This is a genomic window from Cobetia sp. UIB-001 (genome assembly GCF_044789135.1).
In the GTDB taxonomy this organism is placed as follows: domain Bacteria; phylum Pseudomonadota; class Gammaproteobacteria; order Pseudomonadales; family Halomonadaceae; genus Cobetia; species Cobetia amphilecti.
Map to the genome: position 1 here is coordinate 1859636 of NZ_CP058244.1, position 13445 is coordinate 1873080.

Here is a 13445-nt window from a genome sequence, read left to right on the forward strand (position 1 = left end):
GACATAGAAACTAGATTTTGCTTGTAGGCAACCCAATGTATACTAAGCCCTCTGGGCTAGCCTTAGCCTTTGCATTTTTGGGTTTTGTATGTGTCTGTGTATGATAAAAATTTTGTTTGTGTAGTGTTAGTGTAATTTTTTGTATTTTGTGGGATTGTTCGTTACTTGTTATTGCGGCGCATATGACGTTTAACGCTAAAAGTTGTATAGACCAACACAGGAAGTGAAGTCTATGAAGATTACAGATTTTTCTCGGCGTGAGTATTTAAGGCGCGCTTCTCTACGAGAAATGCGTAAAAGAGAAAAATCAAATTCTAAAGCTATTGCTAAGCGAGAACAGCGGTCTGGCTTTTTTGAGATTAAGTGCCCAAGAACACTTAGACTTACTGCGGTAGATGCTAGGAAAAAAGTTATTTCATTTGTTGATAGTATTCATCGTCATGTCGATAAAGGAAGAAAAAGGCTTTGGATTGATTTTAGCGGCCTAGAAAAGGTGTATGCAGAAGGCATGATATTTGTATATGCTGAAATATCAAGACTGAATAATGTCAAGAAGTTAGATGTTAGAAGCACGCCACCTAAAGATAAGGTTGTAAGGCAGGTTTTTAATAAGATCGGCTTCTCAAAGTTGATAAAATGCAGCATTAAAAGAACGCCTGAAAGTAATAGGGATGATGTTGCAACTTGGTTCTGTGCATCTGGCGAAGAGGTTGAAGGGGAGAAGTGCAAAAATATCCTTGAAAAATATCAAGGGCATATCGCTACTTCTTTGTCTCGAGACCTTTTTACAGGTATGACAGAAGCAATGACAAATGCACGTCAGCATGCTTATATCAAGGAGCGTGGTGATAATTTGATACATACTGATTACTATAAGCCTTGGTGGATGTTTTCCCAAGAAATAAATGGTAAGCTAAAAGTAGTCTTCTGTGACTTGGGGTTGGGTATTCCTAATACTCTTCCTATAAGTCACCCAGGATTCTTTAAATCCTTGTTAAGACAGTTAGGAAAAGATTTGACAGACTCTAGAGCTATTGAAGAAGCTGTTACGATGACTAGGTCGAGAACCGAGCAATCTCATCGTGGTAAGGGATTGAGTCAAATCGTTGCTACTATAGATAACTCTGAAGAAAGTGATATAATCATATTAAGTAATAAAGGAAGTTATAGACTCGCAAAAGGTGGAGATGTGCGTCTTTTTGATTTTTCTACTAGTATTAAAGGTACAATAGTCTGCTGGCAAGTCTCTTTGCCTGATAGCTTTACTAGCGCAAAAGCTGCTTGAGCATAAATCAAGACTTGTCTAATTTTACTGGATTGGGAAATGGTATGTTAAATATGATTATTAATATTGCTAAGGAGTTTTCACCGTTTCCTGCTGGCCGTTTTCTTACAGATGGCCCGTACAGTGGTGAAAAGTTTAGAGAGGAATTTCTAATACCTAATATAGAGCGCCATGAAGAGTTGTTGATCAATCTTGATGGGGTTATGGGCTTTGGTTCCTCATTTCTTGAGGAAGCTTTTGGAGGCTTGGTTAGGAGGTTAGATAACAGCAGCGTTGTGTTTAAAAAGATAAAGTTTATTTCGAATGAAGATCCGTTTCTTATTGATGAAATAAACAGCTATATGGAAGGCGCAAAAGGTTGATGCCTGATATATGGGTTTTAATTAACGATCCCGAAAATGCTGGGTTCTTGAGGCTGTTTGCTTCAGCTACCACATGGATTTTAATCTTAGGTGGTTGGTTTGTCGTTAATTCGCATAACAACGATAGAGAAAAAAGGAAGGAATTAAGAGCTTCCTTGGATTTGCTTAAGGTCGACATCCTCGCTATTACACAAAAAGCCGTTTCTTTCCATGTAAATAGCTATTACTCCAGCTATGAAGCTATGCAGATAGTCTCAAATATTAAGAGTATTAATAGGTCGATAAATAGATTGCACGTCTCAGATGCCTATAAGCTGGATATTCAGCCGCAATCAAATAAGTTCAAGCAGCGTATAAGCTTAGTTAATTTTGATTCAAGTAGTTTTTGTCCGCAAGTATATGATTCACCCGTTGTAATGGGTATTATAAAGTCTTCAGAAGATTATATTGATTCGCTGGAGACTATGTTTTCTGATCACTTGAATAGTTTTTGGAGGCGATACTTCAAGTACTTGCTTTCTTTGCTTGGCTTTTACTGGTGCTATTTTTAAGATTCTGTCTGCGATACATCTAATTTTAATTTCTTCGATATACGCGAACAATTCGCCCCTGGATCCACTCGCGCCTCATCAAGCCCATCTTGTCAGTCGAGGTACTGTCAGGATGGGTGCCTTCCAGCCAGAGCATGCCGTCTGGCTGTATTGCACGGATACGCTTGATGATGCGGCCGAAGTGGGGGTGCTGTGCCACCACGATATCGCCTATGCGATAGCGCGATTTCCAGCGTTTCAGTGTCACGACATAATCTCCCGGCGCAAGGCCGGGAGACATGCTGAGTCCATTGACGCGATAGAGTCCGATGGGCATCCGTTCACTCTTGATCAATTCACTCTTCATCAGTTCTTTGGCGCGTCATGTCGTTGCCTCAATCCAGCTTCGGATAGACGACAGTTTCAGACGGCGGATACGGGCAGGTCGCAGTAAAGGTCGTGACACCCTTGGTATCCCAGAACGCCGCGGCGAATTCATTGATGAGGGTCAGCAGCTTTTCCCCTTTATCCCGCTCGATACCCTGTTTGCAGGCAGAGCCGGCCAGCATGATGCTGTGCACCAGCGCATCGATGTCGGGATAGGCATCCCGCTGTGGTTGCTTGATGTAATCGCCCCAGATGATGCGGATCTCATGCTTGGCTTTCTCGGCGTGGCTTTCTTTCTGCTCCACCAGACGTGCCAACAAGGCCTGGTCTGCCAGCGTCAGGCTGTCCTTCTGACCCAGCTCATTGATGAGGTCCATGAAGCGAATCACGCTGAGTGCGGCGATCTGCGCAGCAGACGGGTCGTAGATCTTGCAGGGAATATCACAGTGCGCGGATGCCGCAGGGACTGATACCAGGCGGTCAATGCCGCGAAGCAGGGCGTGAATCATGCTCAATCCTCCTTTTGCTGAGTGTTCTGGCGCTTGTGACGCGACTGACGAATGACGAAGAACGCGGTACCGATGACGGCTGCGATGGCGCCATAGAACAGGGTGTGAACGAGCGGGCTGCTCCAGTCACTGTGGTCATGTCCCGGGTGGGCCAGGGCCGTGTTGGCGGCGGTCAGCAACAGCAGCCCGCTCGCGGTAAGGGTTTTCTTCATGCCGTATCTCCTGTGAGGGTGAGAGTCAGTGATGGACCCGCGTCGTGGAGTGTCCCGCGGGGTTCGCCTGGTGAGTCCGTCGCGTGGAAACGCCGAGCCATTGCACGGTGTTCATGATCTCCATGCGTACCTGGCCGCTGCCGCGCAGCAAGGCCTGTTGATGGGCATGGCACAGACCCGGGGCGGAGAGCGCATGGGAGAGGCGCGCATGAGCAGCCTGGAGGGAGCGCATCGCTTGCGGGTGTTGGCCCTGGGCGCGGTAGAGCTCCGCCAGATTCTGGTAGCTCACGACCAGTGCCGCGACGCCGCCATCCGGGTCTGCACAGGGCATCAGAAAGATGTCGGCAAAATGGCAGGCGCTGAGATAGTGCTGCTCTGCCATGGCGTAGTCGCCCTGTTCGAACAATGCATTGCCTGCCTGTGTTTCACGCTTCCATTCGTCCATGAGGCCCTCCCGTGACCGGATATCGGTTCCTTAAGCAAATCGCCATGATTATGATAATCATTATCATTCAATAGTGGTGCAAAGCCTCAGCGACTGCAAGAGGGGATGGCAAATCAGGGGGAAGGCGGCTTGGCCCCGGGTATTGCGCGCAAGATCAGACGCTAGCTGTCAGCGCGCAGACTGGCAGACGACGCGGTGCTGGTGAGCGCTCTACGTTCAGAGCGGTTGGCTTGCGAGGCCCGGGCCCGGCGAGAGCGAGGTAGCGTCTGGTGAGAGTTCCGCTGGCTGTGGCGCTTGCTCGGGCGAGGAATAGCGCTGTTTCGCCGTGTGCATGATGGTCTCCATGCTGGCATACACCATGTAGAGATCTCCCAGGTTCTTGTCTGTCCTGAGCGTGGCATCGTGCAGTGGCGCCAGGCCGAAACGCTTGAAGATCTTCATGTTGGCGCGTTTGCACAAGGCCAGAATGCCATCGCCTTTTCGGGATCTGACATGACGTGCCGCAGCAGCCATCAGCAGATTGCCATGGGCAAACCGCTTGGCCTCCGGGGCCATCACCAGCCGGCTGAACTCATAGATGGCGCCCTCCGGGATGGACACTGCATCGCTGTCATCGAAGAGCGTGCGCGACTCGAGACTCCCGGGGGTGACGCGAATGCTGCCCAGTAGGGTGTCGTGCTGGGTGTCCATCAGGCAGATATGCTGGCTGTTGCTGTCGATCACATCATCGTGATCACGGTGCTTCTGTAGATAGGCCTTCGAGGCGCTGTGGTGGTCTTCACGTAGCGTGCGCACCTGGCGGAAGAGCGGGTGATTGCGACCAAAGAAAGACACTGTCTCTCGATGGGTCTGATGCGTGAAAGAAGCGGTGAACTGCTGGATGACGGCAATGTCCTGAGTGTCTTGCATTCCCTTTCTGTCTCCTCGTGTCATGAGGTTGGTTAGTTTTCTCATGCTTTTGGGATGGTAAAGCTAACACTTAATTAGTTTTAATGCATGTTTGTTGCAGCATCATGACGCGGATTTGGCTATGGCGAAGATGGCACAGACAGCATGATTGTCAGAGCACCGACGAAATGAAACCGGCGTGGCGAATTATGTCCGCATGTCACGATAGACTCGATATGGGCGGCTAACATGAGGCGAAAAGAGATGAAGTTGCGCTTTGCCGCATTGTCTGAGACGGGCTTGTGGATGGCCTTGAGGCCTTGGCCCCACGAGATGCGAGATCGGTATTGTCATGAGAAATGGAGGGTCTTCTGACGCAACACCAAAGACTCCGCCACGCTACCTTCGCAGAGGGGTATCAGTCGCCAATTGCAGATGCTGAGGGTGATATGGTTCATGCCAGTAGGTCATGACCCTGCGGGGATTTGAAGGGTGCTGGCGCAGCAATCAAGGAAAGAATGGGGAAGGCGGTAAAGCCGCCAGGCAAGAAATTCATGGCAGGAAATGCATGGCAGAAAATTCATGTAAGGGCATGCATGGCTGGATATGCACATTCATGATCTGTGTTAGGTGCAAACTGAAGATTGATGCAGTGTCTTGCGACGCAGCGCACCGGTGTTCAGAGTCCGGGATATGATGCAATGCTAGAGCGAATATCGAGCACAGGAATCCATTTCATGTGGCTCGCAACAAGGAGAGAACAATGGCACTGAAGATTCTGGTCTTTCTGGGGTCGGTGCGGACCAGCACACCCCCCGCACCTGCACGTCTTGGGGAAAGGGTCGCCAGGTGCTGCGTCGCACAGCTCGAGGAAAGTGGCCATGAGGCGGTGCTGATCGATCCACTCGATTACGATCTGGCAGACCCCTTCAAGCCGCTGTTTTCCTATGCGCAGCGCAATGCCCCCCAGGACTTGCGCAATCTCGCCCAGCAGATCGAAGCGGCGGATGGTTACGTGATGGTCAGCCCCGAGTACAACCATTCCATGAGTCCGGCGTTGGCCAATCTCCTGAATCACTTCGGCAGCTCTCTTTACTCCTACAAGCCCTCGGTGATCGCGACTTACTCCGCAGGACAGTGGGGCGGGGTACGCGCAGCAGTCAACATGCGCACCTTCCTCTCGGAGCTGGGCTGCTTGCCGGTCTCGGCGATGATTCACGTGCCTCGAGCGCAGGAAGTGCTCAATGAAGATGGCGGCTACGCCGAGAATCAGGATGCCCGGGAATGGGGCGGCTATCTCGAGCGCGCCTTCGAACAACTTGCCTGGTGGGCGAATGCCGCCAGGCGTTATCACGAGAGCGAAGACGGTGAGAAGCACCCCGGCGCCTTCACGCGCAGCCCCTCGCAGCGCAACGCGCCTTGAAGGGGCGATAGCGTTCCACGCCTCGACAAATGAGTGACGCAGCAAAAAGGGACTGCCTGAGCAGTCCCTTTTTGCATTGATAGTCAGTCACGTTTCGTCATGTGACTGCCGGCTCACTCGAAGTAGCCACGCACCTTGTCCATGTCATCGGTCTCCGTCAGCGCCAGCGAGAGCAGAATGCGCGCCTTCTGAGGATTGAGGGCGCCACTGCCGATGCCTTCTTCCTTGGCACTGACGATACCATTGCCGGTACGAGTGCTGCGCACGACCGGGATGCCATCCGCCATGGCCTGCTTGACCAGCGGCTTGACGGTCTCCGGAATCGAGCCATTGCCGCTGCCGGCGATCACGATACCCTTGGCACCGTTGTCGAGGGCGGCGGTGAAGAGCGCCGGGTCCATGTCCTGGTGGGCGTAGATGATATCGACCTTCGGCAGGCCATCGAGGGATGTCACGTCAAAGTGAGGCTTGTCGGTCGGTGTCGCCGGTGTGTAATAGAAGTGCGGCTTGCCGCTGATGAAGGCACCGAGGTAACCCTGCTCGGTCGCCTTGAAGGTGTCCATCATGATGGCATTGGTCTTGGTGGTGTAATACGCCGAGCCGATGCGGTCGTTGAGCACGATCATCGCCCCACGTCCCTCCGCGCCTTCATCGGCTGCGAGGGTGACCGCCTCCAGCAGGTTGAACGGGCCATCGGCGCTGATGGCAGTCGCCGGACGCATGGCGCCGACCATTACCACCGGCTTGTCACTGTCGACGGTGAGATCCAGGAAGAAGCCGGTCTCCTCCAGCGTGTCGGTGCCGTGGGTTATGACCACGCCGTGGGTGGCGTCCGTCGCGAGCTCTTCATTGATCGCCTTCGACAGCTTGAGCAGGATTTCCTGATCGATATTGCTGCTGCCGGTGTTGGCGATCTGTTCACCGGTCACCTCGGCGACATCGGCCAGTTCTGGTACGGCGTCCAGCAGCGCTTGCACCCCCAGGCTGCCGGATTTGTAGTTGGTGGTGTCCGTGGAGGAGGCAGAGCTACCCGCAATCGTGCCGCCGGTGGCATAGATCTTCACCCCCGGGTGTTCCGCGGCGTTGGCCTGAATGCCATAGGCCAGAGAACAGGCGGCGATCGAGATGGCAGCTACAAGGCGGCGGGGAGTCATGAAGTCAGCTGTTGTCATTGTGGTGAGTCGCTCTGTCGTTGTTATGAGGGCAAATGAAGGTCGTGTCTCAATCTTTCATTATTCATGAATAAGGAATATCTAAATTTAAGAGGTCAGTTCTCCTTGTCATCTTGTGTGGCGATTGATGCTCAGCATGGGGTGGAGGCGGGAGTCAGGCGAAAGGCTTCATCTCCCATCGAGTCAAGCAAGAAGCCGGCCAGTTCATGACATGACACTGGCCGGTTTTCATCACGTCAGTGTCGCGCCACCATCACTGCGCGGGTCGTGGGCCGCCTCGACCTGACCGTCCGGGTGGCGCATCACGGCGCCGGCGTGCCCCAGGGTGTCGCTGAAGGCCTCATCGAGGACTTCCACTTCATGGCCCATGGCCGCGAGTGTCTGAGCCATCTCGCCCGCGAGGCGCGATTCGAGCTTGAGGCTGGTGCTGACATCCCCCCAGGTGCGACCGAGCAGCCAGCGCGGTGCGCTGATCGCGGCCTGCAATGACATGCCGTGGCGGGCGATGCGCGTGAAGACAGCCGCCTGAGTCTGCGGTTGGCCTTCACCGCCCATGGTGCCGAAGGCCATCACACGGCCATCATCGAAGCAGGCCAGTGACGGATTGAGGGTATGGAAGGGCTTGCGGCCCGGTGCCAGGCTGCGCAGTCTGTCCGGCGCCAGATCGAACGCCAGCCCGCGGTTCTGCCACATCACGCCACTGCTGGGCAGCACCACGCCACTGCCGAACTCCCAATAGACGCTCTGGATGAAGCTGACGGTGGTGCCGTCACTGTCCGTCGCGCCCATCCAGATGGTGTCGCCTTCGGCGGGCTCGTGCGGCCAGCCCAGCGCGGACTGCATGTCGATCATCTCGGCCTGGCGGGCGAGGGCCTCCGGGGAGAGCTGTGCCTGTTGCGTGGCGATGCTGCCTTCGAGGCTGTCCTCGAGCGCCCCCTCGATGCATTCCGGCGAGGTGATCAGGCTGTCGCGTACCAGGAAGGCGCGCTTGGTGGCTTCGATCAGCGCATGCAGGTGACGCGGGGTGTTGCCGTCCGCTTCGCTGATGCCATGCGTCGCGCTCAATGCATCGTAGAGCCCCAGAATCATCAGCGTCGCGAGGCCCTGGGTCGGGGCGGGCAGGTTGTATACCTCACTGTCGCGCAGGCGGACCTTGAGCGGCGTGACGCGCTGGGCGCGATAGCCGTTGAGGTCAGCCAGGCGCAGCGGGCTGCCGGCGGCTTCCAACTCCTGTGCCATGCGCGTGGCAAGCTCGCCACGATAGAAGTCATCGAGTCCGGCATCTGCCAGACGCGCGAGCGTTGCGGCCAGCGCCGGCTGATGCAGTCGCGCGCCTTCTTCCAGCGCGATCGGCTCACCTGACTCACTCTGACCCAGATAGCGCTCAGCGAAGCCGGGCTGCTGCGAGAGCACGGCCAGGTGTTTTTCGCTGAGTGCCTTCTGGCTGGCGCTGACGGCCACGCCATCATTGGCATGCCGGATGGCATAGCTCAACAATGTCGAGAGCGGCAGGGGCGAGCGCGCATCCGCCGAGGTCTCGGCAGAGAAGGCCAACGCCTCCTGCCAGCCGCCGATGGTGCCGGCCACGGTCAAGGCCGACAGCGGGCCGCGGGTCGGGATGCTGCTGCCGTTGGCCAGGGGAGCGGCCCCCTCACTGTCAGCCGCATAGCCATGGCCGTGCTCGGCATAGAACTCGCGGCTGGCAAGCCCTGCCGCCGGGCCACAGGCATCGATCGCCAGCGGCGCCAGTCCCGGGCGCTTGATCAGCCAGAAGCCATCACCGCCGATGCCGTTCATGTGGGGGTAGACCACCGCGATGGTCGCTGCCATCGCGACCATTGCCTCGATGGCGTTGCCACCATCGCGCAGGATATCGCGGCCCGCTTGCGCCGCCAGATGATGGGGCGCGGCGCAGGCGCCGCCAAAACCACGTCGGGTATGAATCATGGCGTCTTGCTCCTGAGGATTCCGTTGTTGTTATTGAGCGTCCAGTGCGTCTCAGCTACCGGTGAACAGGTCGTAGAACATGCGCAGTGCCGTGAACATCAGGAAGATGGCGAAGACCTTCTTGAGCTTGGCGGCGTCCATCGCGTGGGCCAGCTTCGCACCGATCGGAGCACACAGCATGGTCGCCGGCACGATGGCGGCGAAGCCGAGCAGATTGACGTAGCCGATGGAGCCCGGCAGCAGGTTCGGTTCGCCGATGCCATTGAGCAGGAAGCTGGCGGTGCCCGGCAGGCTGATGACAAGACCCAGCGCCGCGCCTGTGCCGACGGCCAGATGCATCGGGGTGCCCAGGGTGCTCAGGGTCGGCACGCTCAGGGTGCCGCCGCCGATGCCCATCAGCGTCGAGACGCCACCGATGAAGGTGCCCAGTGCGCCGCTGCCCAGCGGGCCCGGCAGGCCAGTGCCCAGCACGGTGGACTGACGGCGGAACATGTTGAGCGCGACCAGGAAGGCCACGGTGGCAAACAGCCCCATCAGTACCGCACCGCTGAACAGGTTGGAGAGCAGGCCGCCGATGATGACGCCGATGATCACGCCCGGCAGCAGGCGCTTGAGAATCGCCGGGTCCAGGTTGCCCTTGGCGTAATGCGCCCTGGCCGACATGATCGAGGTGGGAATGATGGTCGCAAGTGAAGTGCCGACGGCCTGGTGCATGCGCACCGCTTCATCGACGCCCAGCAGGCTGAAGAGGTGAAAGAGCACGGGCACGATGACGATGCCGCCGCCGACCCCCAGCAGGCCGGCCATCACGCCGGCAATCATGCCGGTGACGATCAGTGCGGCGATCAGGCCGAGAATCCAGTGCAGTGGATAGGCTGAGAACAGTTCCATGGTGTTTCCTTGTCGTCCCCGTATGGCGCGGGGTGGTTCATAGCTGATGAAGGTTGCCGATGAACGCCATCGGCAGTCGATGCATGTCCCTGGAGCGCTGGCGGGTGTGCTGTCTCCAGGGGAGGCGAGCCGGTGGGCAGGCCACAAGACATTACGCGTTGCTGAATTACCTTTCCAATGGCCTTTGCGCTGAATCCCTCGTCAAGTGTCCCGAAACGCGCCGGTACATGGCTGGCCGGCTTACCAACCGATCGCTTCCGGCAGCCAGGTAGCGAGCCCCGGGAAGCAGAACAGCAGCACGACTGCCGCAGCCTGCAGGCCGACGAAGGGCAGCACACCGAGATACAGATGGCGGGTGGTGACTTCGGGGGGAGCGACGCCCTTGAGGAAGAACAACGCCCAGCCAAAGGGCGGCGTCAGGAAGGACATCTGCAGATTCATCGCCACCAGCACGCCCAGCCACACCATGTCGGTGTCATAGCCGATGAAGACCGGCAGGAACATCGGCAGCGCGATATAGCTGATCTCGATCCACTCGAGGAAAAAGCCGAGCACGAACAGTATCACCATCAGGAAGATCAGCGCGCCCAGCTCGCCGCCCGGTAGCAGGTTGAACAGATCATGCACCATGTTCTCGCCGCCAAGGCCGCGGAAGGCCAGCGAGAAGGGCTGCGCGCACAGCAGGATGAAATAGACCATGGCGGTGATGGTCAGGGTCGAATGCAGACAGGCCTTGAGCATGGTGAAGTTGAGACGCCGGGCCAGCAGCGCGATCAGCATGCTGCCCAACGCGCCCATCGAGGCCGCTTCGGTGGGAGCGGCCACGCCGCCCAGGATCGAACCGAGCACCGCGAACACCAGCATCAGCGGCGGGATCACGCTACGCGCCAGATCACGTAGCAATTCCTTGAGGCCACCGGCAGCGGCGCGCTCCTCTTCCGGGATGGCCGGGACGAGGTCCGCTTTCCACCAGCCCAGCACCAGCAGATAGACGATATAGATGACGGCGATGGCCAGCCCCGGCACGAAGGCGGCGGCAAACAGGGTGCCGACGGATTCGCCGAGAATTTCCGAGAGCAGGATCAGCACCAGACTCGGCGGAATGATCTGCCCCAGGGTGCCGGAGGCGCAGATGGTGGCCGAGGCCACGCCCGGGTGGTAGCCGCGCCGCAACAGGGTCGGCAGCGTCAGCATGCCGACGGTGACCACCGTCGCGCCGACGATGCCGGTAGAGGCCCCCATCAGCACGCCGACCAGGATGATCGCGATGCCCATGCCGCCATTGACGCCGCCCATGGCGCGCCCGATGGTCTCGAGCATGTCCTCGGCGACCCGCGATTTCTCGAGCATGACCCCCATGAAGACGAACAAGGGGATCGCCAGCAGGGTGTAGTTGGTGACCACGCCATACAGACGGGCCGGCATCAGGCTGAACAGCAGCGGGCCAAAGCCCGCAAGCCCCGCCACGAAACCGGCCACGGCCAGGGAAATCGCGACCGGAATGCCGATCAGCATCAGGACCAGGAAGCCGCCGATCATGGCCAGCGCGATCCACTCGTTCGGGCTCATGGCGTCACCTCGCGTTCCAGGTCACCGTCGACGGGCTTGCCGGACAGCACCAGCAGCGCGCGCAGGCAGTCTGCCACGCCCTGCAGCGCAAGCGCGGCGAACCCGAGAGGAATGAAGGCCTTGAGCAGATAGCGATAGGGAAGACCGCCGGGGTCGGGCGAGCCTTCCATCAGCTGCTAGGACTGCTCGGTGTAGCTCAGGCCCAGCCAGGCGATGGCGGCGCCGATGGCGATGGTCATCAGCGCACCGATCAGGTCCACCAGCGCGCGGCCCTTGAGAGAGAAACGGTCGTAGAAGACATCGACGCGAACGTCGGCGCGATGCTTGAGGGCGTAGGAGATGCCCAGCAGCGCGATGGGAGAAATCAGGTGCCACTCGAATTCCTGGAGTGGCACGGGGCTGATGCTGAAGAAGTAACGCAGCAGCACGTTACCGGCGACCAGCAATACGAGCGCCAACAGCGAGTAACGGGCGATGACGCCCAGTCGCTCGATGATGCCCTCGAGAAAATGGATGACGTACAGCATGGCATGGCCTCATGAACGCCACGACGGGACAGGTCGTGGCGTTGGACAGGGAAGCAGGGATGACACCAGTGATGACCCGTTCAGGCACTGGGGCGTGAGCCGCAGGAGCCGCGACGGGAGGGTCGATGTCAGCCGTCAGAGCGCCAGGAAGGTCTTCTCGCTGACGGCGGCCCATTCCTTGTGCTGGTCGCGGAAGGCCATGAAGGACTCGTGGACGCGCGCGGTGTCCGGATCGGCCGCCGCCATGTCGGTCAGCGTCTTCTCGGTGACTTCCTTGAGGCGCGCTACTACCGTGTCCGGCAGCGGTTGAGCGGTGACGCCTTCGTTGTCGACCAGGTCATTGAGCGCCTCGGCATTCACCGATTCGCACCAGGCCTGGCTCTCGACGTTGCACGCCTGGGCGGCGGCCTTGACGATGGCCTGCAGGTCTTCGGGCAGGCCCTCCCAGGCTGCCTTGTTGATCATCAGCTCGGTGACGTTGGTCGGCTCGTGCCAGCCGGTGGTGTAGTAGTACTTGGCGGCCTTCTGCAGCCCCAGGCGGCGATCCTGATAGGGGCCGACGAACTCGGCGGCATCGATGACGCCACGTTCCAGCGTCGGGAAGATCTCCCCGCCGGGCAACAGACGCACGGCCACGCCCAGTTCGGCGTAGACCTTGCCGGCCAGCCCCGGGATACGCATCTTCAGGCCCTTCAAGTCCTCGACCGTATTGATCGGCTTGCGGAACCAGCCGGTCATCTGCACGCCGGTGTTGCCCATCGGGAAGGCGATCAGCCCCTTGGGAGCGTAGAGCTCATGCCACAGCTCCAGGCCGCCACCGTGATACAGCCAGGCATTCATGCCCTGGGTATTCATGCCGAAGGGCACGGTAGTGAAGTACTGGGCGGCGGGAATCTTGCCGGCCCAGAAATAGGCATTGCCGGCGTTCATCTCCACCACGCCACTGGCGACGGCATTGAAGCCCTCCAGAGCCGGAATCAGCTCACCGGCCGCGAAGTGCTGGATCTTCATGCGCCCACCCGACATGGCCTCCACCTTGCGGCAGAAGTCGGTCGGACTGCCCGGACCCTCGACATAGAAGGGCGAGCCCGGACCATAGGCATTGGTCATCTTCCATTGATAGGTCTTGTTGGATTCCGCGCGCACGATGGCGGGCGCACCCATCACGAGTCCAGCGGTTGAGGTTGCCAGTGCGGCACCCAGGAACTTGCGACGATCGAATGTCATGGGAGGATCTCCTGCGGACGGATGACCAGTAATGCCCTTGCGACAGACTGCTTTGAATGCTCTGTGTGAAA

General features: G+C 57.8%; 15 protein-coding genes. 3 read left to right on the forward strand and 12 right to left on the reverse strand.

Translation table 11 applies throughout. The features are described from left to right. The first annotated feature begins 232 nt into the window (after positions 1-232). Together HA399_RS07875 and HA399_RS07880 are read left to right on the forward strand one after the other, a co-directional pair. Positions 233-1285, forward strand: coding sequence for a hypothetical protein (locus HA399_RS07875; protein WP_404326745.1), 1053 nt, complete (start codon positions 233-235; stop codon positions 1283-1285). Positions 1286-1329: 44 nt separating this feature from the next. Further along, a complete protein-coding gene (locus HA399_RS07880) occupies positions 1330-1647 on the forward strand; it encodes an STAS-like domain-containing protein (protein ID WP_404326747.1) in 318 nt (105 codons plus the stop codon). Positions 1648-2223: 576 nt separating this feature from the next. Here HA399_RS07880 and sodX read toward each other — a convergent pair. The 5 genes from sodX to HA399_RS07905 form a co-directional block, all read right to left on the reverse strand. Then, positions 2224-2514: a nickel-type superoxide dismutase maturation protease gene (gene sodX / locus HA399_RS07885; protein ID WP_404326748.1), complete on the reverse strand. Its 291-nt coding sequence runs from the start codon at positions 2512-2514 to the stop codon at positions 2224-2226. Between the two features lie 58 nt (positions 2515-2572). Further along, a complete protein-coding gene (sodN, locus tag HA399_RS07890; RefSeq protein ID WP_225348042.1) occupies positions 2573-3073 on the reverse strand; it encodes a superoxide dismutase, Ni in 501 nt (166 codons plus the stop codon). Positions 3074-3075: 2 nt separating this feature from the next. Further along, positions 3076-3285 carry a hypothetical protein gene (locus HA399_RS07895; protein WP_153635697.1) on the reverse strand — a complete coding sequence of 70 codons (210 nt, stop codon included), beginning with the start codon at positions 3283-3285 and terminating at the stop codon, positions 3076-3078. 25 nt (positions 3286-3310) lie between these two features. After that, on the reverse strand, positions 3311-3730 hold the full coding sequence (locus HA399_RS07900; protein ID WP_348471335.1) for a tetratricopeptide repeat protein: 420 nt from the start codon (positions 3728-3730) through the stop codon (positions 3311-3313). 216 nt (positions 3731-3946) lie between these two features. After that, on the reverse strand, positions 3947-4639 hold the full coding sequence (locus tag HA399_RS07905; protein WP_347421327.1) for a hypothetical protein: 693 nt from the start codon (positions 4637-4639) through the stop codon (positions 3947-3949). 742 nt (positions 4640-5381) lie between these two features. On the opposite strand from HA399_RS07905, the gene HA399_RS07910 reads away from it, so the two are divergent. After that, positions 5382-6041 carry an NADPH-dependent FMN reductase gene (locus HA399_RS07910; RefSeq protein WP_404326749.1) on the forward strand — a complete coding sequence of 220 codons (660 nt, stop codon included), beginning with the start codon at positions 5382-5384 and terminating at the stop codon, positions 6039-6041. A 113-nt stretch (positions 6042-6154) separates the two neighbouring features. Here the strand turns inward: HA399_RS07910 and HA399_RS07915 are convergent, their stop codons facing one another. The 7 genes from HA399_RS07915 to HA399_RS07945 form a co-directional block, all read right to left on the reverse strand. Further along, entirely contained in the window at positions 6155-7195 is a 1041-nt protein-coding gene (locus HA399_RS07915) for a type II asparaginase (RefSeq protein ID WP_225348046.1), read from the reverse strand. A gap of 249 nt (positions 7196-7444) precedes the next feature. Further along, positions 7445-9160: a gamma-glutamyltransferase family protein gene (locus tag HA399_RS07920; protein WP_404326750.1), complete on the reverse strand. Its 1716-nt coding sequence runs from the start codon at positions 9158-9160 to the stop codon at positions 7445-7447. A gap of 51 nt (positions 9161-9211) precedes the next feature. Further along, positions 9212-10051: a sulfite exporter TauE/SafE family protein gene (locus tag HA399_RS07925; protein WP_054556070.1), complete on the reverse strand. Its 840-nt coding sequence runs from the start codon at positions 10049-10051 to the stop codon at positions 9212-9214. Between the two features lie 240 nt (positions 10052-10291). Further along, entirely contained in the window at positions 10292-11620 is a 1329-nt protein-coding gene (locus HA399_RS07930) for a TRAP transporter large permease subunit (protein ID WP_404326752.1), read from the reverse strand. Continuing rightward, on the reverse strand, positions 11617-11790 hold the full coding sequence (locus HA399_RS07935) for a hypothetical protein (protein ID WP_404326753.1): 174 nt from the start codon (positions 11788-11790) through the stop codon (positions 11617-11619). The genes HA399_RS07930 and HA399_RS07935 overlap by 4 nt, the downstream gene beginning before the upstream one ends. Before the next feature lie 6 nt (positions 11791-11796). Then, complete coding sequence (locus HA399_RS07940) at positions 11797-12147, reverse strand: TRAP transporter small permease subunit (RefSeq protein WP_404326755.1); 351 nt, start codon at positions 12145-12147, stop codon at positions 11797-11799. A gap of 135 nt (positions 12148-12282) precedes the next feature. Then, complete coding sequence (locus tag HA399_RS07945; RefSeq protein ID WP_404326756.1) at positions 12283-13374, reverse strand: TRAP transporter substrate-binding protein; 1092 nt, start codon at positions 13372-13374, stop codon at positions 12283-12285. Between the last annotated feature and the right edge of the window lie 71 nt (positions 13375-13445).